This window comes from Candidatus Nitrospira nitrosa (assembly GCF_001458735.1).
In the GTDB taxonomy this organism is placed as follows: Bacteria; Nitrospirota; Nitrospiria; order Nitrospirales; family Nitrospiraceae; genus Nitrospira_D; species Nitrospira_D nitrosa.
Genome location: NZ_CZQA01000012.1, coordinates 31351 through 57419 on the forward strand (window position 1 = coordinate 31351; position 26069 = coordinate 57419).

The window sequence follows — 26069 nt, forward strand, 5'->3', positions numbered from 1 at the left end:
ATCGAACCGCATGGCTCAATCCGGCGTTCTGGTGGCTAGTATTATCCGCATAGCACGGGAAGTCAACGATTCCCTTTTCTTTCTATTTCAAGACGGTCCTGCTAGAATCCGCATAATGAAGAATATTTTCACCATGGTCTTAGCCGGTGGAAAAGGAGAGCGGCTCAATCCCCTCACGGCGCAACGGGCCAAACCTGCGGTGCCATTCGGCGGGAAATACCGCATCATCGACTTTACACTCAGTAACTGTTTGAACTCAGGGCTTCGCAAGATCGCCGTCCTCATCCAATATAAATCCCATTCGCTAGACCGTCATATTCGAGCAGGCTGGAACATTCTCAGCGCCGACCTCGACGAATACATCGCCTCGGTTCCTCCCCAGCAGCGCATCAGCGAAGATTGGTACCGCGGCACAGCCGACGCGGTCTATCAGAACATGTTCTTGATCGATGATGAACACCCCGAGTTCCTGCTGATTCTCGCGGGTGACCACATCTACAAGATGAACTACGCGGAGATGTATCACTGGCTCATCGCCACGAGCGCGGATGCGGTCGTGGGAGCCATCGACATCCCCATCCAAGAAGCCTCTCGCTTCGGCGTCATCGCCGTGAACGAAGATTACCGGATTACCCGATTCGATGAAAAACCGGCGCATCCCATTTCGCTGCCCAACGATCCGGACCATGCCTTTGCCTCGATGGGTATCTATCTCTTCCGCACCAAAGTGATCCGCGAATACCTACTCGCCGATGCGAAAGAAGGCAGCGCCCACGACTTCGGGAAAAACATCATCCCGAAAATGATCGCGGAGAAACGGGTGTATGCCTTCAAATTTCAAGACGCGAACAAGAAAGCGGTCAAGTATTGGCGTGATATCGGAACGCTTGATGCCTACTGGGAAGCGAATATGGATTTGGTCTCCGTGGACCCCCAGTTCAATTTCTACGACGCCGAGTGGCCGATCCGAACCTATCAGGGACAGTTTCCTCCGGCTAAGTTCGTCTTCGCCCAGGATTTTCAGGGAGGCCGCATGGGTGTCGCGCTTGACTCGATCGTGTGCGGCGGCTGCATCATCTCGGGCGGGAGGGTCCAGAATTCCGTCCTCTCCCCGAACGTGCACGTGCACGACCATGCCGATATCCGTGACTCCGTCGTCATGGAAAACGTCACCATCGGAGCACAGAGTCGTATCAGACGCGCGATCATCGACAAGGATGTGACGATCCCTCCTCAGACAGAGATCGGGTACAACCGAGAGGCCGACGCGCAGCGGTTTACCGTCACGGAGTCTGGCCTCGTGGTCATCTCAAAAGGAATGAAGCTGCATGCCTCCGTCGATCCATCCGGTTGATCTGATCTCTGCACTCCGTCAGAAACATCTCACGCCTGCGATCGTCTTTCTCACCTCACGGCGAGCCTGTGACGAAGCCATGGAAGCCTTTGACCACGCGAACTGTGTCTTGCCGACGACACGCCAAGAGGCAATTGCGAAGGCACTCGAGCAGGTCATGGCTCATCACCCCAGCATTGCCGAGCACCCACTGATTCCCATCGTCCAACGAATCGGCGTGGCCGCCCATCATGCCGGGCATCTGCCGACCTGGAAAATCGCCATCGAAGAATTGATGCGACAAGGGCATCTCGATGCGGTCTTTGCCACGACGACCTTAGCCGCCGGCGTCGATTTTCCCGCACGTACGGTCGTGATCACGCAGTCCAGCATCCGCAAATCCCGCGACTTCACCGACTTGACGGCCGGCGAGGTGCAGCAGATTGCGGGACGAGCCGGACGCCGAGGAAAGGATCACGTCGGATTTGCCGTGATTACCCCTTCGCCGTATATCGATCTGTCGGTGCTGACCAAAGGGCTGACCGGACAGCCGGAAGCCATCGACAGCCAGTTTACAATCAGCTATCCGATGGTCTTGAATCTCTTAAAAGCCCATCCTCATGAACACATCCAAGGCATCCTAGCCAAGAGTTTTGCTCAGTTTCAGTTGAATCAGCGAGCCGAAGTCCTCGAGCAGAAGCTCGACGCCCTCCACATCAAGATGGAACCATTCGGCCCTCGCGTCTGTACGGACTGGATCACCCAATGGCACACCTTCGATCATGCGCGAAGACACCGTCACACGCGCCATCCGACCTATCGCGCTGAACCACCGGAAATTTCAGCACGACTACCGTTTCTCACGCCGGGGCGGGTCGTTGGGTTCAGTAGAGGACGAGGAATCGTGCTTCGCCAATATCAGAGCAAAGGCCAGAGGAATTCGATGCTCACCGTGTTGAGGCCGGAAAGCGCCGTCACGGAATGTCCGGTCACCAGCGTGAAAGAAGTCTACGACCGCACATACGACTGTCCGGAAACATCAGCCTATCCCTGGTGTTCGACCGACACGTTCGATCGACTCAGTCATCAGCTGGACGAACTGCCGCTCCGTTTACCCCTGCTCCCCATTCTAGTATCCAGCCATAACGAGCCTCTTCCCGACGCCATCGTCCAATCGTTAGAAGACTTCTCTTGTCCGACCTGTCCATCGCGATCCGCTTGCCAAAAGGACTTTCTCACCGCATCACGCCTCCGGCAGGAACAACAGCGGCATACCAAATCCATTCAGGCCTTGCGTACCAGTTTATGGCATCGATTCCAAGAGCGCGTCGAAGTCTTGCAGAAATTCGGCTACCTCACTCTGGCGACCCAACTGACGGCTGAGGGGGAATGGGCACGACTGATCCGCATCGACCATTCGTTGCTCATCACCGAACTGATCCGCGCGGAGGCCTTCACCGGCGCAGATCCGTCCCTCCTCGCCGGTATTCTGGCCAGTCTAGCCCATGATGACGATCGCCCCGGTGCCTTTCCTCGCATCAGTCCAGGACTGAGTTCCTTGCTCGGGCAAGTGCGCAAACTCGCGGAGAGCTTATCGCCCTACGAAGATCCTCCGCTCCTCCGCGCGGATGTGGCCGCCCTCGTGGAGCGTTGGGTCGCCGACCAGACCCTCACCTGGATCGGACTCTGTCGATTGACCACCATGGCTGAAGGCGATATCTATCGACTGCTGGCCAGAACCTTGGAGTATCTCTCGCAGGTGCAAACCCTCAAGGGAACCCACCCCGGCCTCGCCGAATCCGCGTCCCAAGCGATTACGGCGATTCGACGCGGTGTGTTGGAGGAACTCCCATGAACCCTGTAGGACTAAGGACCGAGGCTTCAGGACTGAGTGTGGCTGAAACTCTGCCCTCAGCACCCAGTCCTCAGCACTTCAAAACATGACCACCGACGAACTCGAACAGCTCTTAGCTCAACAACCCGTGGCAGTACTGCATCGCTTGGCCCGTGGACGTGTGCAGCGCCACTTTCGCGCCGGGAAACGCCGCCTGATCGAGCTGCTGCTCCAACATTCGAGCCAAAATCGTGCCGGCTTTGAGTCCGATCTGCTGACGCTGATTGGAGAACGTCAGGCCGGATCCATATCCGGATCACCACGTCGCCACGAGGCTCCCTCGATCGCTCACAAGAAAGCCGCGATCAGGTCCTCGGACTCAGAGCCGTCGGAGCCCCCTATCTCGCTCACCGAATGGCTGCAAGGTATTGGCGTGCCAACGCCACAACCCTTCGTCCAGGATCCCTGGCAGGTGGAAGCCTTGGCTGCGGTGAGTGAAACCGATGTTGTCATTAGCGTCCCGACCGGAAGTGGAAAGACCTATGTGGCCGTAGAAGCGGCACGACGGGCCATGGAGACCAATCGCAGCGTCATCTACACCTCCCCACTCAAAGCCTTGTCGAACACCAAGTACGCGGAGTTTTCGAAGATCTTTGGACCAGATAAGGTCGGTATTCTCACCGGGGATCGCCAAGAAAACGGGCAGGCCCCGTTACTCGTCATGACCACGGAGATTCTCCGCAATCTGCTCTACGATGCCGCGAGTGGTGAGATCGATGTCAGATTGGATACGCTCGGCTTGGTCATCCTGGACGAATCACAGTACCTGGCTGATCCCGAACGCGGTGTTGTGTGGGAAGAAACGATTATCTTCTGTCCCTCCCAGGCCAGACTCTTGTTACTCTCGGCCTCTATAGGCAATCCACAAGATATCGCCGATTGGCTCACGTCGATTCGCGTAACCCCCTGTCGACTGGTGCGGCATAGCAAACGCACCGTCCCTCTGAGAGCCGGCTATCTGCACCCCAATGGGAAACTCACTCCCTTGTTTCGCACGCTGGGTATTCCACAGGGACATCCCGGCCACCTCCATCCCGAAGCGAAACACCTCTTTATAGAATACGAAGAGGAGACCTTGCCCTCCGGACGATCGAGACGGTAGTCGCTCCAGGACGCCCGACACCTAGCAGGCTACGGAAAAACTCGTTTCGACCTCTGTCGCTGTCACAGATATCGAGGGGTGAGATGACTCTGAACAGCCCAGCAGGATGCGCAATAAGGCTGTCCGGTAAGGCTGCAGAGAATCGTACTCCGTGCCGTACGTTGAGCCTCTAAGCGATGCGAGAACGCCGCTGGTGAACTTTTTCAGTATCCTGTTAGAACGAGGCGGTCAACCCAGCCGTCAGACCATGTCGGAGGGATTGAAACTCCGTCAGCGGAAAGGACGCAGAGCGACCATCGGCGAGATGACTTTCCCATGTGCCATCGATCAAGCGATTCCACCAGACCCGGTAGCCGACCTGAGCTGCAAGCCACCGCGTGAGGTGCACCCGTAGGCCAATGTCAGCATCTGCCCCGAACCCGATGCCGCGCATGGTAAAACTGGGGGCACTCAACTCACCACCCGCCACCCTCAAATGATGGGTATCTTCATTAGTAAAGAGGTTGATGGGTTTCAGCACGATCGACCCATAGAGGCTCAACCATCGTAGCAGGTGATACTCGCTTGTCGCACCGACTCGAAGCGAGTACCACGAGCTACTGTTGGAAATGACCAGCACATTCTGATTAAGGCCAGGATCGCCTGGAACACATAACGGGTCTAATCCAGGGGTGCCCCCATCCAAATCGGTTGAGGCCCCTGCCGCCGAACAATGGATCTGCCGAACTCCATAGGCGTTGTGCTTCTGACGCCAGTATTGAAAGCCAAGAAAGCCATCCAGATGACCACGACTATTGGTAAAGGTTATCAAGGCTCCGCCCAGATCGGCATTTACAAACCAGAGTCCCGATCCACTGATGTCGCTATGGGTTCGCAAAGAGGGGTTTCCTCCGTCGGCTGCGAGAAAATCATCGTCGGTTAGCCGACCGCCTCCGATATGAGCCCCTCCAACCTGGAGTCGTCCGAAGAAATGAGGTCTGAGATAGACCTTGGCAGTCAGCTCTACAATATTCGTGGAATGATCGGCATAGGTCAGCCTCGAGGTCGGGTTACCCAATAGTCCCTGCGACGAAGCATTGTGGCTCCACCGAGTGTCTCCCACGCTGATCCAGGTCCCGAGCGTGAGATCCACTCGCTTCTGGAAAGCTAGAGGTGACTCTTGGGCAAATCCGTAAGTCACCATGCTACAAGGCCCTGAAAGAAGAACTGTCAGCGCGATCAACAACTTGGTAGATGCAAATCTGTTCACTATCCCGCCCCTCCCTGCTCAATGAAACTAAAGTCTTCGTCTGCGTGGTTGGGAATCGCTCCGAGAAATCATACCTGAGACATGCCCATCTGAATAGATATTTAGGCCTTGTACAGCACGGGTGAGGGAAATCAAGGACTGTGCATACGGCTGGTAGAGAGATCATCCGGATACAGCGAGACATGATCACAGGCACAAAGTCACCGTAAGAGAGATCCGAGAAAGGAGTAGTTCACAAAACAAGACGGCCATCCCGATAGTCATCGGGATGGCCGTCTTGACGAAGAGCTGAGCTGTATGGAGAATGCCGACGAGCTACGCGCTCTTACGCATCTTCCGACCCCACAGCCCAAGACCCAAGAGTCCTGAACCCAGTAGAAGCATAGACGCAGGCTCCGGCACCGTCGAAATCTCCGCATCGAACGAACTCGTCACGTTATTTCCAGACAGGTGAGTAATCGTCACCACTTGTGTCACAGAAAATGGGCCGACTCCACCACCAAGACCACCTCTCGTATCTGCAAACGCCCCAGGCCCCAAAAGCCCAGAACTCGTCAACGGCGTGGTTGTTGCGAATGCATTATTCCCGGCATCCCAGTAAGTCTGATATTGAACCCGGTTCGATGCAGTCCCACCTATTGCAGCCAGGAAACTAAACGCGGGCGGAGTGGTAAAACCCGTCTCGGTTAGCATGAGTTGCATGGTCCCACCACCACCGTCAGAGACATTGACGCTATTCAAATCCAGACGTGGTTGAGTTGAACTCCCAATGTTAATTCCTGTGGCGACATTAATGCGCCAGTTACTCACGGAACCAATGAATGTGATCGCATCAAGGGCCCCATTGGCATCTCCTGCGCCATTGTCGGTGAGATCAATTTCAACAGCCCCTCCTCCAGCATTCAGCGAGAGCCTCAAAGCTGAAGCTGGTTGAGGAACAACCATGCTTCCCGCCAATAGAACAAACATTGCGGCATATACCATTCGCTTCATATACATTCACCCCCTTCTCAATTATTGAATGACTACGTTGTGAACTTCATGATCGCTCTTCGATAAGGCCATGAAGTCCTCAATATAGTCAGATTCGGTGAGCAATATACTTGCCATGCCATTTAAGATGTTGAAAATGCTAGATAGTTAAAAATACAGCTACCAGATCCATGACTCATTTCGTCAGATAATTTTACACCCCCACCAGGAGAAACCTGAAATATGACGATATTCTGTTAGTACGAATGTTATAGATAGGCTTTTCACTTCAATTAGTTATAGTTTGTTCACGATAGAGAATCGCGCCAGTTCGTACTGTAAAATATTTTTACACTCACATGTTTCCTGGTTTAACCCTGTCTTCTGGCTAGATATAGAGCCATCTGGTAACGCTCCTGTTCAGAACGCTACTCGATCCGTTCCTCAGAACCATTCCTCAGATTGCCCCGTTTGAAACCTCGCTACGCACTAGACAGCATGACAGATCGCTCTATCCTGGGAAGTCGTCATCTCACTCTTTCCATGGATCCGGTCGCAACCCTGCATCATCGGTCTCACCAACGTACGTCGACTCGAACGACTCCACATCGCCCCCCACTGGACTGATCTTTCTCTACGCTTGGCAGCTATGAATTTGTGCAAGGGCTGTCGTAAGATAGTCCCTGCTTGGATGGCTCGCACCTCCTGACCAGAAAGGTTATCCATGTCTTTTCGTTCCATGATGATCATCCGGAATCTTCTGTTCGCTCTCATCATAGTTGGCCATCTCGGGTGTGATTCGAAGACACCGGGGGAGAAGACGGCCAAACATCGCGAACGAGCAGAAACCTATATGAAGAATGGCCAATATCCAGAAGCGATCATCGAATATCAAAACGTGATCCAGTCAGAGCCTAATAGCTCTGACACACATTACCGATTAGCCCTGGCCTACCTGAAACACGGTACGATTCCCAGCCTCCAGGCCGCCTTCTCTGAGCTCACGAGAACAGTGGCCTTGGACAAGGCGAATCAGGATGCCCAACTCAAGCTCGGTGAACTCTACCTGCTGGCGCAGGATTCAGGCAAAGCCCGTGAACGTGCTGAGATCGTGTTGGCGTCCGCTCCTCAACACCTCGATGGACTGATCCTCCATGGACGGAGCTTGATCAATGAAAAACAGTATAAGGACGGTATTGCTGAGCTCAAGAAAGCGCTCGAGCAAGACCCTAAGAATATCCAGGTCTATATTGACCTGGCCCGAGTCCATTTCCTCCTGAACGATAAGCCGGCAGCGGAGGCCACGCTCCGCCAAGCCTTGTCCGTCGATCCTCACGCGCTTCCGGCGCTCCTGGCGTTGGCCGACTATTACGATGTCGTGGGACAATCAGCGCGGGCTGAGACGCACTACCAGCAAGCTATGGAAGCCGACCCCGAGAATGAGGCGGTCTACCTTCACTTGGCAAGCCACTATCAACGTCACGCCAAGCCGGTTGACGCAGAAGCCACTCTGCAGAAGTTGGTGGCGCGTAAGCCCCAAGCGGACACTCCGCTCATCCATCTCGGGGACTATTTCACCGCCCTGGGGCAACCAGAGAAAGCCCTCGTCAACTACCGGCGGGCCACAGAAGTCGTCCCGTCGTCGTCCACCGCGCGAGATAAGTTGATCGGCCACTATCTGGATACAGGAAAGATCGCGGAGGCCGAGCCGCTCGTGAACGCTCTCCGGGACAAAGACAAACACGACCTTATGGGTCGGTTCTTTGATGCGCGGCTGAAGCTTGCCCATGCAAAACCCGATGAAGCTCTCACGCTGCTCCAGGCTGTTCTGAAGGACAGTCCTCAATTTGCCGGAGCTCACCATTTTCTCGGGATGGCCTATCTGCAAAAGCAGCAACTCGCCCAAGCCAAAGCCGCGATTGCTGATGCCGTGAAGTTCAACCCCCAGTTGAGCGACGCCCGAACGGCACTGGCACAGATTCATCTGGCGGAAGGGTCTCTCGACTTGGCGCTTGAGCAGGCACAAGCAGCCATTCAGATCAACCCTCGTAATGTGCAGGCTGCCATCGTCGCTGGCACCGCCTACCTCCGGAAAGGCGATCTGACGAAAAGCCGGAAGGTGTTTGAAGCCATCGCGCAAGCCGCTCCTAAAGAACCGATCGGCCCCTACAACCTCGGCTTGGTCGCCCAAGCGGAAAAGAATACGACGAAGGCCCTGGCCTATTTTGAAGAGGCCCTGGCCAAGCGCGCGACGGCCATCGAGCCGATTCTCCAAATCGTCGCCATCAAGAGCGCCCAGGGCAAGACGCAAGAGGCACGGGATCGAGTGATCAAGCAGTTGGAGACCGTGCCGAACAGTCCCTTGCTCCATAATCTGCTCGGACGACTCTGGCTGAATGCCAAGGATCCGGCCCAGGCAGAGCAATCATTCAAGACCGCGATTGAAATCGACGGTTCAGCGCTGGCTCCATATTTGAACTTGGCGCAACTCTACTACCAAACCGGGAAGGTCGATCAATCGATCATAGAGTATGAAACCATCCTCGCCAAGACCCCCAACGCCCCCGCCGCGCTGATGATGTTGGGTATCATCCATGAAGGCCGCAAAGAGTACGACAAGGCCAAAGAACGATACGACCAGATCCTCAAACTCAATCCCCGCTTCGCGCCGGCCGCCAATAACCTAGCCTGGTTGATCGCTGAGCAGGGGGGTAATCTTGACGTGGCTCTCTCTCATGCCCAGACCGCCCGAGAGCAGAGACCGGAAGACCCCAATATTGCCGATACGTTGGGATGGATTTACTATAAGAAAAACGCCTCACTCCTCGCTGTGAGCCTGCTGAAGGAGGCCGCAGATAAATTACCCAATGAGCCGCTCGTGCACTACCACCTCGGAATGGCACAAGCCAGGAGCGGTGAGGCTGCGGCAGCCAAACAGGCGCTGCAGACCGCATTGAAGCTCAACCAGCATTTTACCGGAGCTGAGGACGCGAAGAAGACTCTTTCAGGGCTGTAACGGAACGTGATCAGTCAAGCGGGGCAAACTGAAACTGCAACGATTCACCACGTTGACGTTTATGTTGGATTTCCTTGAAGGTTTGCTGAAATGCAGCCAGGCGTTCCACAGTGGTGGGATGAGTACGACTTATCGCATGCCCAGACGTGGATTGTGCCCGTTCGAGCTGCCGTAGCCGTTCCCATACCCGTCGAACCGCATCCAGATCATAGCCTGCCCGGGCCATGAGATACGCCCCGACATGATCGGCCTGTGCTTCGAGCATGCGAGCCTCTGGTTGAGGCGTATCTGGTGTCGCAGGCCCGACTGCCGCGCGGAGAAAAGCGTTCAGCATCACCCTCAGCTGAGCATTCTGGGCATGATTGAGGATGTTGTGCGCAACCTCATGCGCGAGAATCCAGGCCAATTCATCATCCCTGACGAATGATTGCATCGCTCCCGTCGTCACCGCAATGACCCGGCCATTAGACACCCCGTTGATGAGGTTGCTTTCAATCAGTCCCAACGAGAATTTGCAGACCGGAAGCGCCCGCATCGTCACGGTTCGACGCGCAGCCCCACGTTGGACTTCAAGCTGCAACGGTTGAATGCGGGCCGCCGTCAGTCGAGACACCAGCTGCATAATCGTGTGCGCGTCGTGCGCTTCGACATTCGCCGTATTGACTTCAATGATATGATCCCCCAGAACAAGCCCAGCCTGGGCCGCTGGCAGGCGCGGATGCACATAGGAGACGATCGGACCTGTCACGCCTCGACTTGTGGTCCCCCCCTTTCTCGGATGGTTCTCAAGGAAGAACCCATACGTCGCCTCTTGTTCGAACGGACACCAACCGACGGCTGCAGCTAGGAGGAGCAAGCCGACATCATGCAGACGGCGTTGCAGTACTTCCAGATCATTTGGAGGTGGGGTTTTTCGAACATCGTAGAGGCTTGAACAGGCGCCCAGGACACAGAGCGCGAGAAGCAGGAGCCCGATGGCTAGTTTTCTTGGAAGCATCATGCTCCGAGAGGTTCGGTCCAGCTGCATATGATCCGAAGAGAACACCTGCGTGAGGGAACAATCCATTGATCGTGATGCACAGGAGAGCATAACGGGAAAAAACAAAGGGCCGGCCCTCTGGTTGAGGACCGACCCTCTTCACGGTTGTTCTTACTTGTGAACGCTACCGATTAGGACTTGCCAGAACTCCGTCTCCACAAGCCAAGGGCGACTAACCCTGAACCGAGCAACAGCATGGATGCCGGCTCGGGAACCGGATCATTTCCAATCCCAGGACTCTCTCGAGTATAGAGGCTAAAATGAGAAACATCCTTAGGATTGCCATTTTGAGCAAAGATACCGATATAAGGTGAGGTCCAGGAATAGGTCCCATTCGCATCTGCCTCATACAGATATCCCACAAGAGTACTACCCTGGCCACCTTTAATGATGACTAACGCATCCAGGTCCGCTGCCAAACCAGTAATGCTAAAGGTTCCGCTCTGCCCGCTCTGAGTGCCTGATAATAGTGAGGAGTTTCCCACCGACCCATTGAGAGTCCAGTCACTTGACCCAAAAAAACCTTGGTTATTTACCAAATTCTGTGAGTCGTTACCTGGACCTGTAAAAGGGGTCACATACTGGCAGCCATCGCTCCCAGAAAAGTTATCGGCCATGTCGGCGGTGCAAGCGACAAGAGTAGCTTGAGCTCCACCGACCCAACTCACTCCTGCCATCAAAACGGCTAAGGAGCACACCATTGATTTAATAATCGATAGTTTCACTCTGAACACCTTTCCTTTCCCCTGGTTATTCTGTGATCGACGACGCGTGTCGTCGATTATCTTCTATCTGCTTCAAACATGGACATATCTGAGTCTAAGCATGTGCCGTGCCAAATTATTGACGATTGCAAACTATATCTTTCATACCACGATTCACACTCTATCGAAGGCGATAGCGAAGCTAACTGTTAAGTTTCTTTACACTCTAAAATAGATAACCATGCGCCATATTCATTAATAATTCATTAATTCAAAATCTTACGAGCACTGAACGGCTTGTAATAATTTTTAACACTGTAAACCGATCTAACAACGTCTTGACAGGCTATTTGGATTCATCGCGAAGTCGTGTTCAGGTGAGATTAAGCGTTTTCCGTTTGGCCTTCGGCCTTTGTCTTCTTCAACCCATAGCGGTCCAACAATTGATAGAGAGTGGGACGACTGATCCCCAACTCAGCAGCCGTCTTGGATACATTCCCCTCATGCTTATCCAACGCTAACCGAACCAGATCCTTCTCGTGCCGCTGACGAGAGGTTTTTAAGCTCAACGCTTCATCGCCTCCCATAGCCGGGCCACAGAGTCCAAGATTTCCAGGGGTGATATAAGCCCCCTCAGCCATCAAAACCGCCCGATTCATTCGATTTTCCAATTCCCGCACATTCCCGGGCCACCCATACGCCTGTAAGGTCACGATCGCCTCAGGAGAAAACCCCTTCAGCGGTTTGCGTTGCTCCGTTGCAAATCGCATCATGAATCGGCGTGCGAGCAGAGCAATGTCGGCACCGCGTTCATTCAGCTGAGGCACCGCAATTTCGATCACGCAAAGGCGATAGAACAGGTCTTCCCGAAACCGCCCCTCCTCAATGGCCTTGTGAAGGTCAGCATTGGTAGCCGCAAGGATCCGGACGTCGACGGAAATCGCATCCTTCCCACCAAGCCGCTGTACTTTATGATCCTGCAAAAACCGCAAGAGCTTGACCTGTAAGCCAAGGGGAATATCACCGATCTCATCCAAAAAGAGCGTGCCACCATCCGCATACTCAATTCGCCCTTTCTTTTGTTGAGCCGCTCCGGTAAAGGCTCCCTTTTCATAGCCGAACAGCTCGCTCTCCAGGAGGTTGTCGGGGATGGCGCCGCAGTTGATAGCCACAAAAGGCTGTTCGCGACGCGTACTCTGGCGATGAATCGCCTGTGCCACCAGCTCTTTGCCGGTGCCACTGTCCCCCATGATCAACACGGGCATGGCGGTTGGGCCAACCTGACGAATCGATTGAAAGACCTCCTGCATCGGCTCACTCACCCCCACTATCCCTTCAAACTCTTCCCCTTCCACCGACGCATAATGCGCGCGGCGGTCTTGCTCCACACCATAGCGATACAGCGCCCGCTGCAGCACCACCCGTAAGACATCAAGTTGAATCGGCTTCTCAATGAAATCATACGCACCGCTTTCAATGGCCGTCACAGCATTCGCACGATCACTGTTACCGGTCACGACAATGATCTTGGCTAATGGATTCAGGTTCAGAACTTCACGCAAAATGGCCAATCCTTCCGAGGCCCCATCCACATCCGGAGGCAGACCAAGATCCAAGAGGACCACCGGCGGCATCGCCGATCGGATCTGCGTCACCGCGGTTGCGCGGTCCTCTGCCTGAAGCACCTGGTAGTCGGACATCAGCGCCCATTTCATCTGGTCACGAATATCAGAATCGTCATCGACAACTAAAATGGTGGAGAGTGTGCTCATAGCAGTATGCGGCTCCATCTGAATATTATGACGAAACAACCGATTGCCCTCGAGTATTGGAGGACTGTGCCATGGACAGGGATGGGAGAGGAAGTTCGATTCGCACGGTAGTTCCCTGTCCCACAGCACTCCGAATCTGAATCATGCCGCCATAGCCCTCGACGATTCGCCGACAGTGATACAACCCGATCCCAAGACCGCCTGGCCGACTCGATTGCACCGGACGAAACATTGATCGCAGTCTCTCCGGTGCAATACCACATCCGGTGTCTTCGACCGTCAGCACAACAGCCCTCTTGAGGTGCATGAGCGCGATTCGAATCTCTCCCTCTTCACCGACGGCTTGCTTGGCATTCAACAGGACGTTGAGCAACACTTGTTGGATCTCTTCTCGGACGATCATGATCGGTGGAACTGCTTCCACCGTGATCCGCCAGCACTGCCTCCTCTCCCTCAAGGAAGCGACGATGTCTTCAATCATCGGGAGCATATCCACCGGCTCCGGTGCGGCGATGGTAGGTGCCTGGAATGCTTTGAGTGAGAGCTTCGACATCAGTGCTGTCATTTTCTTCGCGGTATCACTCACGGTCTTCATGGCGGACACCTGAAACGCAGGATCCTGACCATGCAGATCGGCGTTCTGTGCGACCAAGGACAGACGAGCCGCTAGATTCTTCAAGTCATGCAGACAGAACGCAGAAAACCGATGCAGCGCTTCCAGCTCAGCCGAACCCTGGCGCTCCTCCGCCAACCGTGCATGGGCCAACAACACCCCGGCATGATGTGCCATGGCCCTCAATAAATCATGATCATCCTGCCCATACGGTACCCCAGCCACATCCCCGCTCAGGGCAATAAAACCGATTAGTTCTGACTCAGAGCGAATCGGCACACACAAGACCGCACCGGTCGCCTTTACGAACGGATCTTGCGGCAACAATTCGACCATGTCCACAGCCAACGGCCTATCTGTCTCTGCCAGAGAGCGAATCAAACAATGAAAGACTTCTAGCGGTTCAGGTGGAGACTCGGTGTTCGTAGACCGCACTTGATGAAATCGTCCTTCCGCCTCAATGTTGTGCCAGAGTGAAATTCGACCTGCAGAAAATGTGCGGCTCAGCAGCCCCAGCAGCCCATCCCAAATCGCATCTACGGAATCTCTGCCCCGAAACACTTCCGTGACTTCCAGCCACTGCGCCCGGTAATCATACTTCGACCGGTAAAAATTGCGCGTCACAGTGGTCCGCAACGCTGTCCTGGTACTGCGAGACAGCACCAATATCGCCAATGCTATCAAGGCCAACAACACAAAGAGCACGCTCAAGGCGACTCCGAACGATACCCCCATGGAGCGGACAACTTGACTGACGACACCAACGCCAAACAAGTACAGTCCTACCACGAGAAATGTCAGTGACCCGGACAGCACTTTCGGCGAGATATAGATCCGTTCCGTAAACGACTGAAACCTCGCTCGCATGAATCCATAGGCCATGAGGCCTAGCACCATAAGAATCGCAAGCCCATGTGTGGCAGCATCAAGCCGCTGTCCCTGCGGAAAGACTGTTTGGCTCAATGCAAAAATCCGGAATCCGGCCAACGCAACCAACCCAACCAGCACAAACTTCAGTTGATAGAGGAAGGGGTCTTTCAACGTGCGTAGAAGCCCTTCGATGTAGGCAATGCTCACGACATACATGATGATGAGGAACAGGTAGGTGATATTTCCACTCAGCCCCACTTCATTCCCGAGCCTGTCCCTGGATGCATCGACATCCAACATCGCCACGACAACCCATATGCCCAAACCAACAGACGCAGCAGTTGAGAGGTATTGCAGCCAACGAGTGCGAGTTACATCTTCGTCCAGCCCCAGGTCGAACGCGGTCGCCGCATGAAACAACATCACCACCAGTAGCAGTTCACTGAGAAAACACAGGACAGACCCGAGTCCCGGCACTGCCTCAGGAACGCTCACCAGCCACTCGCCGACACAGACACCTGCTGTACCCAACAACACGCCGGCAACGCTCCGATGAAAGCGGCTTGCCCACCCCTTGAGAACAGTGGTGAGAGTCAACGCCAAACAGGTCGCAACCGCGAGCAGGACGATGATGTCAATCATTGTGAAACCCGAAGACCCTGTAGCCTATGAAACGGCAGCGTAACACCAGTGAAAGGAGGACACCTTTTATACGTATCGATACTGAACTGACAGAGTGAACGGCAGCGGATCGTGCGGAACCTCGGTGGTCGTACGCCATGAGAGTGCTTCAGCTTGCTGGCATGAAATCAACGATCAACGACCATGAGTCTTGAAGGAACATGCGCGCCTGCGCTTGTGCCGCTTCCACCGTCGTCGTCACAGGCACTGAAATCCGAACCAATGCGCCATCTGATCGATGTTTGGTTGCGGCATCCCAAATCAAATACGCTTTGGCCCAATACTCACTGGCAATCACCCGCCCACGATCATGATACCAATACACAATCACCTGCTTATCAAGCCCTTTCTGTATCGTCACCTCGTTCACCGTGATGGAACGATCATTCACCGGAACCACCATCTCCGTAGACTCGACAAATTGCCATCCGGCCCCGGGAAGACAGTTCTTCGGTGAGTGATACGTAGCACCGGTTCGTTGTGACTCATAATAACCCACATAGAGCCACACCGGCCCGTTCGACGATGAGCGATCAGCGATTGCCCGGACGACAGGTCCTGGCGTGCGCGCCGTTGATGAAATCGGTCGTGCTTCAGGTGCCATGGGAGAACTCGGGACATACACCCGCATGATGTATTCAGAGAGTCGGAGCACCTTCAGGACCTCTTCCTCTAAACCCAGTTCTGTTCCAACCCAACGCTCGGCAATGGTGAGTGGGAAGTTCTGAAGGGACTGTTTTGTGGGAATGCGTTCTCCTTGGGATAGTGACTGCACAGCAAGGAGCGCACAGCACAGGAAGCCCATCGCAATCCCGATCGGTTTCTTCTGCAGTGCAAACGGCTGTGGGCGTGGAACAGTGGGCATATCATGGTGGCCTGCGCCAACCTGATCTCGGCCTAACTTCGAGAGTACGAAACCTCCCAGGAGGAGAAACACAAACGCCACCAGAAAGATCAACCAGCCCTCAAAGGTATGGTAAAACCCTTGAGCCGCTTCAGGGCCCCAGTAGTGGGCCAAGACCCCTGTGCCACTCACTCGCACCGCATTCGCCGCAATCGCGATGGGAACAGAGAGCATCACCAAGACCCACCGTTTCCACAGCAGGGCCTGGGAAAAGTATGCAAACACTGTCCCTAAGGCTACTAAAGCCTGCAGAGAACGAATTCCGCTGCAGGCCTCAGCCACTTCAAGCCGCGTGCTCGCCAACACGATGACATTTCCCTCCCGCAACACGGGAATACCGAACGTATCGAGACAGTATGTGGCCGTCTTGGCCGCAAACAACTGCAGCGGGAAGGCGATTGCATTGATCACGATGGCAGGAAGCGGGATCATGAACAGCAAAAACCCGATTGGAAACGCGAGAACTTTGAGCGCTTCACGCCCGAGAATCAGAAGCACTCCGCCAGCAAGGACAATCAGCAGCGACACCCGCTGCATATACAACTCGGCTCCGACAAGGCCGACCAGCAACATACACAGTCCAAGCCCGATCAGAGGTACACCGAGACGATCGAGTTGAGGCGGGCAGGCAAGAATATGCTGACGTCGTTCCCAAATAAAGTAGGCCACAATGAATGGAATCAAGAATCCATGAGAATAGTCCGGGTCATCATTCCACTGCACGACCATGTGATAAAGAACAGGATAGTAGAGTATCGCCAGCAATCCCACGAGGCCGACCAGCAAACTTCCGGTCACCATGGCATTGGACCCGATGGGCTCTCTCATCGGTCGAGAGAGATGATCTGCTTCTTTCATGGTGCCATCCTTCCGCGATCAAGCATCCTACCGCCCCCGGCTCTTAGAGAGCGTGGAACTGTTCAACCCGTCGACCAATTCTGAGATGTACTGAACCTTAGAAACCCACGTTTCATCGGCTACGGCATCCAGAAAGACCCGGGAGTCCAACCCCTGACGAATTCCGACCGCCTCGTCCAATGCGGCAGTAAACTCCGTTGCCGTCGAGCCAAACCTCACCACATGCTGGTACGCTCTCGCCTCTCGCAAGGGCGTGGAGACGACCGGGAGCCCGGCGGCCAAATATTCACGCAGCTTGATAGGATTCACATTGTCGGTTAGCCGATTAATCCTGAACGGCATGATGCCGACCGTAAACCCCTTTGCAAATGCCGGTAATGTGTCATACGACCGAACACCCAAGAGGTGCACATTGGGTACCTGCTCGAGCACACTGCAATCGACGCCGCTCTTTCCGATCAGCACAAAAGACCACTGCGGTCGCTTCGCCGCAACCTCTGCGATCAGTTCGAGATCGATCCACTCATGAATCAGTCCCCAAAACCCGATCACAGGATGCGGCAGTGTTGCCACCTCTCTCGGAACAGCGGTATCAGCAGAAGTGGCTTTCCCAAAATGCTCGCTATCAACCCCATGTGAGACCAGGTAGGTCTGCGGGTGAAGGGCCCGCTTACTCTCGTAGAGCGTCTCTGCTGATGTAATGACAAGATCGCTCTGTCGAATCACCTCAGCTTCCATGTCTGCCATCAGCTTCGCATTGAGGAAGCTGAAGGCAGACCACTCGTCCACACAATAATAAATAACTTTTTGAGGTCGTAAGTGGGCAATCACCGAAGCCATCGTCGGCATAAACGTCCAGACTTGAAAGTCGCTCATCCCTAAGCGGGTGGCCTGATATCGTATATACCGAGCGAGAAACCACGCATTAAATGTCGGAACTCCCTTGATGTCGTGAAAGGGAATCACCAGAGGAGTCACGACATGTAAATTGGGCATGACACTCACAGGCCCTTGCAGGAACTTCTTGAGCTTTTGCAGCATTCTCGATGCATCTCCCGCAGATGCCCCTGGCCGCCGCAATCCGATAGAATTCACCCACAGCACACGATTGCTTCTCGCAAGAATCTTCATAACCTGATGTTTGCTGGTCGGATCCGCATCCCAATCATTCGCAAAACAGATAATATTCTGCCCATGCATCATGTCCGTACTCCAAATCGTTGAAACCAATACTCCAAGACCAACAACCCCCAGAGTTCATTCGAGAAATCAACGCCACCTGCCTTATGCCGCTGCAAAAGAGCGGCTATTTCGGCTCTGTGAAGATAGTCAACGATGCGGCTATTCCGTCCCAGCAATACATCATGCGCCACGTCATATAACCCTCCTCGAAACCAATCAGCCACAGGAACAGGAAACCCCCTCTTCGGACGATGCACAATTTCACGCGGCAGATACGGCTCGACAACTTGCTTCAGCAAATATTTGGTTATTCGGCCTTTGATCTTATAATCGGTGGGAAGCCCTGCGGCAAATTCCACGAGCCGGTGATCAAGAAACGGCACCCGCAACTCGACGGATGCAGCCATCGTCATCTTATCTGCCTTAATTAACAGATCATCCGGCAGCCACGTCTTCGAATCGATGTAGAGCATTTGATTGAGTGGATCGCAATTCCGCACACGGGCGAAACATGATGAGAGCGTGTGGGAGAGATAGTTGTACCCTCCCTCAGAGACTCCCCACTCTGGTCTGATCAACGTATGCCGCATACCTTCGAGAAAATGCCCGGAGACGCCACGATAGGCCTGCGAAAGTGGTTTCCCAAAGAGGCGACAATACCGAGATAGTTTCCCCCCTCCACCGACAGTCTCTCCAAGCCGACTGAGCAAAGTGGATACAGACGCAGGCATTAACGCTCGCGTCCGTGCCATGGTGAGCATCTTGTGATAGATCGAGTACCCTCCAAAAATCTCGTCGGCCCCTTCTCCTGATTCAAGAACTGTGGCACGCGGCTTGGCATACCGCGCCAAGAAATACAATGGGATACAGGCAGCATCTCCCACAGGCTCATCAAGGTGCCACACGAGCTGAGGGATCCATTCGGCAAAGTCTTGAGCCGATAGGCGCAACTCATGATGCTCAGATCCCGTAGCCCGACTGACGAGCCCGGCATAGTCGAATTCATTCACATCTGCAGCCTGCTCATACCCAACGGTAAATGTCCGAACCGGATCCTTCAGGATGCGATGCAGCACAGCCACAACAGTACTGGAATCAATCCCGCCGCTAAGAAATACGCCATACGGCACTTCACTCATCAAATGATCTTGACAGACTTCGAAGAGTAGTTTTTCCAACTCCGCTTTGAGCTGAGACTCATCTCGAGGTTCCGGATGGAAAGTAAGATCCCAATATTGTCGGACCGTCCACATCCCCTCTTCCACCACCAGGGTATGTCCCGGCAATAGTTTAAAGATCCCCCGAAATAGCGTCTTCTCTCCCGGCACATACCGTAAACTCAGGTACGCATCGAGTGCGTCGTAATCGACCTGACGCTCGATCTCCTCAATGGTGAGCAGCGCCTTGATCTCCGAAGCAAACACCAGCTGATTGCCAACGATGGCATAGTAGAGTGGCTTAATCCCGAGTCTGTCTCTGGACAATACCAATCGCTTCCGCACTCGATCCCAAATGGCAAAGGCAAACATGCCCGTCAGCTGAGACTCAAACTCGTCTCCAAATTCTTCATAGGCATGCAGGATGGATTCCGTATCGGAATGTGTCCGATACCGATGGCCGGCGACCTCCAATCGACTCCGTAATTGAGCGTGATTGTAAATCTCTCCGTTGAAGACGATTGCGAGGCGATCGTCTTCGTTAAACATGGGTTGATGCCCCTGACTGACATCAATAATGCTCAACCGTCGATGCGCCAACCCCACGGGTCCGTCAATAAAAAACCCCTCATCATCAGGCCCCCGATGCACAAGGGTATTCGCCATCGCGTGAAGCTGCTCCTGTCGAACAGTCCCCGCTCTGTTTAGATGTACAATTCCCGCGATTCCACACATGGACTAGTTCCTCGGAAGGCGAAGCCGCGCCAGATTCTTGGTGAGCAGAAAAGCACTATAAATTTCGGCCTGGTCGAGCCAGGATCGTTTCGGTGGAAACCATCGGTGCGCACGGACCACCAGCTCCTCATCACCTACCAGCGTCCCAACCAACTCGAGCAAACACGCATTCAATTGATGATAATGAGGCGGACAAAGATACCCATGCGTCCCATACCAGCTCCACTTCCCGCGATAGTCCCACATACCAAGGGCCTCGCGCAGACCGCACACACCATCCGCAAAGAGACCATGAATCTGTGGCGCGCCCGTTTCGACCGCCAAATCGTACAGCCCCAACAAGCTGAATAAGAACCCATCTAAGACCCGAGGAAGTGGATACACTGGATACTCCTCGTACAGCGCGCCGCGCCCCATCACAGTACGTACTCCTCCATCTTCAATCGAGAGGGAAAATACTTTTGTGGCCTTGAGACACAGGTCGATCAACTCGGAATCCTTCTTCAAGCGATAGGCCCGCACAAGCGCGCTGATCACGACGCTTTGATACATCGCGGAGATCCAGGGGGACTTCAGTCGCGCGGCTCCTTCTTGCCAATCAAAGGCACAGGGCCAGACAACCGCCTCATCCTGTCGTCGCAGGGCATGCAATCGCAGCCACTCGATTTGCACCCAGAAATCCTTTAACGCGTCCGAGTCCCCGGTGGCATGAAAGACCCCTAGCCGATGCAACCCCCACCACGCAATAAACAGAGGATTGTATTGTGGACCCTGCGCTCGATACACTTTCTGCACCACGCCTTGCGCATCGAAGCGCATATCATCTAAAAAGAGAACATCGCTGACAATGTAGTACTCCAGTGCCCCTGCACACGCCGCGTGCACGCGCGCCTGTAACGGAAACGAGAAGGTGAATCCGACCGCTTCGCGCTTCAGCGCGCGTAACGCATGCTGAAGTTGAGACACTGTCCGTTTCCCACTCATCGTGTTACCTAACATGTTCTCCGCATTGCCAGGTGCACAAATAGATCATGGCGACGGATGCCATGCAGTGCGTAATCATCGTCTTAACGCCTTGGATAAATGTGAACGACGTTGTTGCGTCTCACGTTCACAACAAGCTACGGTGCTCACACCACTTTCGTGATTTGGAGCAGTTGGGGGTGGTTTTTCTCAACTGCAGAACTAGTCGGGTGGCACGCCTATTGCCTGCCTTGAAGGAAAGTCTGTGCCACCGGAAGCATCAACGGATGCTCCCTTGACAAGATTGATACAGCGCTTCGATTAGGAGAATTCATCCCACTGGGCAGATAACCTGGAGATTTACGATGATCCATCTCACGCGATTCAATCACCATGCGATTTCAGCTGGACTGTGCCTCTCAATGGGGTGGCCAGTCCTGGCCTTCAGCGAGACGCTTCCTCAGCTGCCGGTGATCCCGGATATTAGTTGCGGGACTTCGTCCGGCAAGACCACAGTGGTTCCTAGTGGAGGCAAACTACAAGCCGCAATCGATGCGGCCTCTCCTGGAGATAGAATCCTGCTTGAAGCCGGTGCGACATTCGTCGGTCCTATTACCCTAAAAGTGAAACCGGGCACCGGCTGCATCACCATCCGCACCTCCGCTCCAGACTCTGCCCTGCCGCCGACTGGCGAGCGTATCTCTCCGGCGTATGCCAACGTGATGGCGAAAATTGTGTCACCAGGATTGAATCAGCACGCAATTAAAACCGAATATGGTGCGCATCACTATCGACTGCTGGGTCTCGAAGTCACAAAGCAGAACAACGACGCATTCGTCTCCCAGCTGATTGAGCTGGGTGACGGGCTAATGACCGAGCTCTCACAAGTCCCACACCACATTGAGCTGGACAGAATGTACGTCCACGGGTTGCCGACATCGGCGCTCAAGTTTTGCATACTGCTCAACAGCGCTTCCTCCACAGTCAAGAACTCGTACATCGCCGATTGCAAGGAACGTGGTTTCGACTCCCAAGCCATTGGAGGGTGGACCGGCCCTGGCCCGTTTGTGATTCTCAACAACTATCTGGAGGGAGCGGGAGAAAATGTCATGTTCGGTGGAGCGGACCCACGCATTCCGAATCTCGTTCCATCGGACATCGAGATCCGCAAGAACCTCTTCACGAAGCCGTTACGGTGGAAAATTGGAGACGCATCCTATGCGGGAATCCCATGGCAAATCAAGAATCTGTTTGAACTGAAGAATGCTCGACGGGTTTTGATTGATGGGAATATCTTCGAATATAGCTGGGTACACGCTCAGGTTGGCTACGGCATTATGATCACCGTTCGCAACCAGAGTAACCGAGCACCCTGGTCCGTAACTGAGGACATCACCTTCACAAACAATATTGTGAAGCATACGGCTAATGGCTTTGCCCTCTCTGGCCTTGACAGCAACTATGCCAGTCAACCCACGAAGCGCGTGTTGATTAAAAATAATCTCTTCCTGGATATCGGCAATCCACAATGGGGTGGCGGCGGTCGGTTGTTTCAGATTTCCAACGGTCCCTCGGATGTCACGATCGAACACAATACCGGATTTCAGACAGGCCAAATACTGTACGCGGCGGGGAGTATACCGGGTCTAAACTTTATCTTCCGCGACAACATCGCGCCTCACAACGCCTACGGAGTGTTCGGTGACGGAGCAGGCGTCGGTCTAGCCACGCTGAACAAGTACTTCCCAGAGTTCAAGTTCAGCACGAATGTCCTGATCTCGAATCCATTTCCCAAGAATTATCCGTCGGACAATTTCAACTCGGCGGGAGTTACTGCCGTCGGATTTACAAACGTTGCGACCGGCAACTACAGCCTCAACCCGACCAGCCCTTATTCCCAAAAAGGTACCGATAATACCGACATCGGCATTAATTGGTCACAACTGCAAGCGGCACTCCGTGTAGAGACAGGCAACATCTCATCTCACTCCGATAGCCATTTAGCCGCCCCAGCTCTAACCATCGGTCCCTAGTCGGAAATGAGAACGAACCATGGAACATCACCCAACCTGCCTTACGCACACATACTTCACGACTACACCCTCGGCGTGCAAATGCCGAGGGGGCGACAGGGTCGTTGCGTCATCGCCGAGCCGTGTTGCACATGCTACGGCCACAAGCCATGAGCCGCGACATATTCAACGTAGTCGACACCAAGATCCTTCCCGTCTGATCCCGCAAGCCTAAATGGGCTGGCACTTGTTAGCCGATAAATCCCCGATGCGTAATTTTCATATCCGAGGGCTGACTCACTCGCAGGGAATGCGTTCTCTGCACTCCACCCAGGAAGAATTCCCGTCGTACAGCCGGCGGGAGTTGGCCATGGGCCAGCGATCGCATTATGGGTCCATAGAAATCCTGGAGCATATGTGGCGAGTGCGGTAGTGGAACAACCTCCGACGGATCCAAACAACGGATACTTTCGAGCAGGGAGAATATTATCCTGAAATACAAGCCTGGCTGAGGTGGATGGCGAGCCGCCCTGCAGCTCTAATCCTTTTCCATCAAGGTTGGCCGCATTGAACTTTGCAACCGTATTGTGAGTGATCGTGACATCGCTAGGGCCATTGCCAACGGCAAAAACAATACCGCCCCCTGAATACCCTCCAAGCCCTTCCAAGATGTTATTCCGAATTGTGAACCGGCTTCCTGAACGAGTTGCATACGTATAGGGCCCACCAGGATCACGGCCGGAAATAGCAACACCGTTTGAAGCAGCTTTCACCTTATTATTCCGAATCGTGACGTCTTGGACGATCGTCCATGGAGCACAACCCGGGGAACCAGCTGGACCACACTTTGCACCGACTCCCGAACCTTGCCTCGGAGTGAGCATGAACGCAAAACCCGCCTGCGCATCAGGCCACACACCTTCAAACGTATTGCCCTCGATCAACACCCGTTGAGCATGTTTGAGCTCAAGCAGATTCTTGATGCTCAAGAGTGCAAATTCTGCATTCTTCCAACGGAGCGGCTTGGCAATCGTATTCTTGACAATCGTGATATCGGACGGTGTGAGATTCGGCACAAGCGGATCTGCCCCTCCGATAAGAATGTTGATCGAAGATCCTTCGATGTAATTGTCTTCGATCCGTAATGGGCCTGCAGCTCCCCAACTCGCTATGGCGTTTGCCTCAGAGTAGTTGTGCTTGATATCCGAGATCCATGAGTCAATGACCGCCTGATGTCGCCCCTGCAGGATCACGCCAAACCGAACATCTTGCCCGGCAAGTGATGGGCCATGAACATACACGCGATCAAAAACAATATGGTGGGGCTGGTCGTCCACAGTTGTTTCAAATCGCCCGCAATGAATAAGGGCGCCGGAAGAATGGCCAGTAGCACTGTTACCTGGATTGCGGAACTCCAAGCCGATAAGGCGATAGTTGTGTGCATCCGGCTCACAGGTCATCCCATACGTTCCAGTTCGTTCAAGCTTCGGGAGTTTTGGCGCATCACTGGCAGTCAGACGTTCGCCTGGCGGAGCGAACTGACTATCCGGTGTACTGGTTCGAATAACGATCCAGCCAGACCCCGCCTTATTGCGTAGAATAAAGCCCTTATCATCTGGAGGTGACTGATAGATTTCACCGGCTTTCAACTGTATGGTCGTACCTGGTAGCGCCGCGTCAATGGCCATCTGTAGTTGCGAATTCTTATAGGTACAGCCGGAGCTACAGACCGTGATGAGAGCCGGTGCGGCGGGCATCGTCACATCAACAGTTGACTGGGGGAGCACTGCGACTGCCGCAAGGGATTCATTGGTGGGCAATCTTGTAGCGATACAAGCGACGATCAACGAAGCGGCGACCAGATTGATGAATCGAATCTTCCTCCCGATAATCATCTCGAAGGCTCCTCTCTTGAAGAGTAGAGTCGTTGCTAACGCGACGGGCTCATCCACTTTAACCGAGGAGGTTGCGATGATGTGTTATGCGGGCATTGATCTCCATGCCACGAATAGTGTGCTGGTCGTGATTGATGAAGCGGATCGAGTGCTGTATCAGAAACGCCTCCGCAATGACCTGGCCGTGATCTTCACGGCCTTAACACCGTATCAGACCACGCTGCAGGGCGTGGTCGTTGAGTCCACCTATAATTGGTACTGGTTAGTCGACGGGCTCATGGAAGCAGGGTACCGGGTCCACCTCGCTCATGCACCAGCCCTGCCGCAGTATAGTGGGCTCAAGCATGTTGACGATCAACACGATGCGCAGTGGTTAGCCCATTTACTCCGGCTAGGTTTGCTCCCTACCGGGTACATTTACCCCAAAGCGGAACGGGCCGTGCGGGACTTGTTGCGGAAGCGCAGTCAGTTGGTTCGGCACAAGACCATGGTCGTGCTGAGCCTACAAAGCCTGCTGACACGACTGACTGGCAATCGGCTCTCCCTCCCTCGGCTTCGACAGCTCACCCCAGAGGGCATTCAGGCACTTGTGCCATTTCCCGAACATGTGCAATCGGTCAGCAGTTCGTTGGCTGTGCTGCAATGTCTGGAGCACGAGATTCACACGATTGAGGGCACGGTTCGGGAAGCGGGGCGGACTCAGCCGGGCTATGTGCTCTTACAGACCGTCCCCGGAATCGGGCCGATCTTGGCGGGCACCATTCTCCTGGAAGCCGGTGACCTGCGGCGGTTTGCGACCGTGGGACACTTCGCCTCCTACTGTCGCTGTGTCGGCAGCGAACATGTGAGTAACGGCAAACGCAAAGGGGCTGGCAACACGAAGAACGGCAACAAGTATTTAAGCTGGGCGTTCATCGAGGCGGCGCACTTCGCCATTCGCTATGAGGCCGTGATTCGCACGTATTATCAGCGCAAGCAGGCACGGACGCATCCCCTTGTGGCGCTGAAGGCCGTGGCCCATAAATTGGCGCGGGCCTGCTATCACATGCTCCGTGCGCAGGTGCCATTCGATCTGTCCCGCGCTTTTGGCTAGGCGCGGCAGAGCTGGGGGGAGCTGG

General features: G+C 54.3%; 17 protein-coding genes. 6 read left to right on the forward strand and 11 right to left on the reverse strand.

The window, feature by feature from the left end:
- Window positions 1–115: 115 nt before the first annotated feature.
- The 3 genes from glgC to COMA1_RS17960 all read left to right on the forward strand — a co-directional run bounded on the left by glgC (window position 116) and on the right by COMA1_RS17960 (window position 4329).
- A complete protein-coding gene (glgC, locus tag COMA1_RS17950) occupies window positions 116–1354 on the forward strand; it encodes a glucose-1-phosphate adenylyltransferase (RefSeq protein ID WP_090750914.1) in 1239 nt (412 codons plus the stop codon).
- A complete protein-coding gene (locus tag COMA1_RS17955; protein ID WP_090750915.1) occupies window positions 1329–3188 on the forward strand; it encodes a helicase-related protein in 1860 nt (619 codons plus the stop codon). The genes glgC and COMA1_RS17955 overlap by 26 nt, the downstream gene beginning before the upstream one ends.
- Window positions 3189–3273: 85 nt before the next feature.
- On the forward strand, window positions 3274–4329 hold the full coding sequence (locus COMA1_RS17960; RefSeq protein WP_090750916.1) for a DEAD/DEAH box helicase: 1056 nt from the start codon (window positions 3274–3276) through the stop codon (window positions 4327–4329).
- Between the two features lie 214 nt (window positions 4330–4543).
- Here the strand turns inward: COMA1_RS17960 and COMA1_RS17965 are convergent, their stop codons facing one another.
- Window positions 4544–5512 carry a hypothetical protein gene (locus COMA1_RS17965; protein WP_141654407.1) on the reverse strand — a complete coding sequence of 323 codons (969 nt, stop codon included), beginning with the start codon at window positions 5510–5512 and terminating at the stop codon, window positions 4544–4546.
- A 381-nt stretch (window positions 5513–5893) separates the two neighbouring features.
- On the reverse strand, window positions 5894–6571 hold the full coding sequence (locus COMA1_RS17970) for a PEP-CTERM sorting domain-containing protein (protein WP_176698156.1): 678 nt from the start codon (window positions 6569–6571) through the stop codon (window positions 5894–5896).
- Window positions 6572–7274: 703 nt separating this feature from the next.
- On the opposite strand from COMA1_RS17970, the gene COMA1_RS17980 reads away from it, so the two are divergent.
- Window positions 7275–9566, forward strand: coding sequence for a tetratricopeptide repeat protein (locus tag COMA1_RS17980; RefSeq protein WP_090750920.1), 2292 nt, complete (start codon window positions 7275–7277; stop codon window positions 9564–9566).
- Between the two features lie 10 nt (window positions 9567–9576).
- Here COMA1_RS17980 and COMA1_RS17985 read toward each other — a convergent pair whose 3' ends face one another.
- The 8 genes from COMA1_RS17985 to COMA1_RS18020 all read right to left on the reverse strand — a co-directional run bounded on the left by COMA1_RS17985 (window position 9577) and on the right by COMA1_RS18020 (window position 21065).
- On the reverse strand, window positions 9577–10566 hold the full coding sequence (locus tag COMA1_RS17985) for a M48 family metalloprotease (RefSeq protein ID WP_176698157.1): 990 nt from the start codon (window positions 10564–10566) through the stop codon (window positions 9577–9579).
- Window positions 10567–10736: 170 nt separating this feature from the next.
- The gene (locus COMA1_RS17990) at window positions 10737–11330 is read right to left on the reverse strand and encodes a PEP-CTERM sorting domain-containing protein (protein WP_141654409.1); all 594 of its coding nucleotides are present in this window, start codon (window positions 11328–11330) and stop codon (window positions 10737–10739) included.
- A gap of 362 nt (window positions 11331–11692) precedes the next feature.
- Entirely contained in the window at window positions 11693–13081 is a 1389-nt protein-coding gene (gene prsR / locus COMA1_RS17995; RefSeq protein ID WP_090750923.1) for a PEP-CTERM-box response regulator transcription factor, read from the reverse strand.
- Between the two features lie 25 nt (window positions 13082–13106).
- On the reverse strand, window positions 13107–15206 hold the full coding sequence (gene prsK / locus COMA1_RS18000; protein WP_090750924.1) for an XrtA/PEP-CTERM system histidine kinase PrsK: 2100 nt from the start codon (window positions 15204–15206) through the stop codon (window positions 13107–13109).
- Between the two features lie 148 nt (window positions 15207–15354).
- Window positions 15355–17007 (reverse strand): exosortase A, encoded by a 1653-nt coding sequence (gene xrtA, locus COMA1_RS18005; RefSeq protein ID WP_090750925.1) that lies wholly within the window; start codon window positions 17005–17007, stop codon window positions 15355–15357.
- A 27-nt stretch (window positions 17008–17034) separates the two neighbouring features.
- On the reverse strand, window positions 17035–18210 hold the full coding sequence (locus tag COMA1_RS18010) for a glycosyltransferase (RefSeq protein WP_090750926.1): 1176 nt from the start codon (window positions 18208–18210) through the stop codon (window positions 17035–17037).
- Entirely contained in the window at window positions 18207–20081 is a 1875-nt protein-coding gene (asnB, locus tag COMA1_RS18015; RefSeq protein ID WP_090750927.1) for an asparagine synthase (glutamine-hydrolyzing), read from the reverse strand. Before asnB ends, COMA1_RS18010 begins: the two co-directional genes overlap by 4 nt.
- Window positions 20082–20084: 3 nt before the next feature.
- Complete coding sequence (locus tag COMA1_RS18020) at window positions 20085–21065, reverse strand: D-glucuronyl C5-epimerase family protein (RefSeq protein ID WP_176698158.1); 981 nt, start codon at window positions 21063–21065, stop codon at window positions 20085–20087.
- Between the two features lie 344 nt (window positions 21066–21409).
- Between COMA1_RS18020 and COMA1_RS18025 the strand changes: the two genes are divergently transcribed.
- Complete coding sequence (locus COMA1_RS18025) at window positions 21410–23077, forward strand: right-handed parallel beta-helix repeat-containing protein (protein WP_090750929.1); 1668 nt, start codon at window positions 21410–21412, stop codon at window positions 23075–23077.
- Window positions 23078–23211: 134 nt separating this feature from the next.
- Here the strand turns inward: COMA1_RS18025 and COMA1_RS18030 are convergent, their stop codons facing one another.
- Window positions 23212–24951 (reverse strand): right-handed parallel beta-helix repeat-containing protein, encoded by a 1740-nt coding sequence (locus tag COMA1_RS18030; protein WP_090750930.1) that lies wholly within the window; start codon window positions 24949–24951, stop codon window positions 23212–23214.
- Window positions 24952–25027: 76 nt separating this feature from the next.
- Between COMA1_RS18030 and COMA1_RS18035 the strand changes: the two genes are divergently transcribed.
- A complete protein-coding gene (locus COMA1_RS18035; RefSeq protein ID WP_090742717.1) occupies window positions 25028–26044 on the forward strand; it encodes an IS110 family RNA-guided transposase in 1017 nt (338 codons plus the stop codon).
- The last annotated feature ends 25 nt before the right edge of the window (window positions 26045–26069 follow it).

What these genes read in the sequence shown, in the direction of transcription:
- COMA1_RS17960 (WP_090750916.1), top strand. Translation starts at nt 3,274, where the DNA reads ATGACCACCGACGAACTCGAACAGCTCTTAGCTCAACAACCCGTGGCA.
- COMA1_RS18035 (WP_090742717.1), top strand. Translation starts at nt 25,028, where the DNA reads ATGATGTGTTATGCGGGCATTGATCTCCATGCCACGAATAGTGTGCTG.
- xrtA (WP_090750925.1), bottom strand. Translation starts at nt 17,007, where the DNA reads ATGAAAGAAGCAGATCATCTCTCTCGACCGATGAGAGAGCCCATCGGG.
- COMA1_RS17955 (WP_090750915.1), top strand. Translation starts at nt 1,329, where the DNA reads ATGCCTCCGTCGATCCATCCGGTTGATCTGATCTCTGCACTCCGTCAG.
- COMA1_RS17965 (WP_141654407.1), bottom strand. Translation starts at nt 5,512, where the DNA reads ATGGTGACTTACGGATTTGCCCAAGAGTCACCTCTAGCTTTCCAGAAG.
- COMA1_RS17985 (WP_176698157.1), bottom strand. Translation starts at nt 10,566, where the DNA reads ATGATGCTTCCAAGAAAACTAGCCATCGGGCTCCTGCTTCTCGCGCTC.
- asnB (WP_090750927.1), bottom strand. Translation starts at nt 20,081, where the DNA reads ATGTGTGGAATCGCGGGAATTGTACATCTAAACAGAGCGGGGACTGTT.
- COMA1_RS18010 (WP_090750926.1), bottom strand. Translation starts at nt 18,210, where the DNA reads ATGATGCATGGGCAGAATATTATCTGTTTTGCGAATGATTGGGATGCG.
- prsR (WP_090750923.1), bottom strand. Translation starts at nt 13,081, where the DNA reads ATGAGCACACTCTCCACCATTTTAGTTGTCGATGACGATTCTGATATT.
- COMA1_RS18030 (WP_090750930.1), bottom strand. Translation starts at nt 24,951, where the DNA reads ATGATTATCGGGAGGAAGATTCGATTCATCAATCTGGTCGCCGCTTCG.
- COMA1_RS17970 (WP_176698156.1), bottom strand. Translation starts at nt 6,571, where the DNA reads ATGAAGCGAATGGTATATGCCGCAATGTTTGTTCTATTGGCGGGAAGC.
- COMA1_RS17980 (WP_090750920.1), top strand. Translation starts at nt 7,275, where the DNA reads ATGTCTTTTCGTTCCATGATGATCATCCGGAATCTTCTGTTCGCTCTC.
- COMA1_RS18020 (WP_176698158.1), bottom strand. Translation starts at nt 21,065, where the DNA reads ATGAGTGGGAAACGGACAGTGTCTCAACTTCAGCATGCGTTACGCGCG.
- glgC (WP_090750914.1), top strand. Translation starts at nt 116, where the DNA reads ATGAAGAATATTTTCACCATGGTCTTAGCCGGTGGAAAAGGAGAGCGG.
- prsK (WP_090750924.1), bottom strand. Translation starts at nt 15,206, where the DNA reads ATGATTGACATCATCGTCCTGCTCGCGGTTGCGACCTGTTTGGCGTTG.
- COMA1_RS18025 (WP_090750929.1), top strand. Translation starts at nt 21,410, where the DNA reads ATGATCCATCTCACGCGATTCAATCACCATGCGATTTCAGCTGGACTG.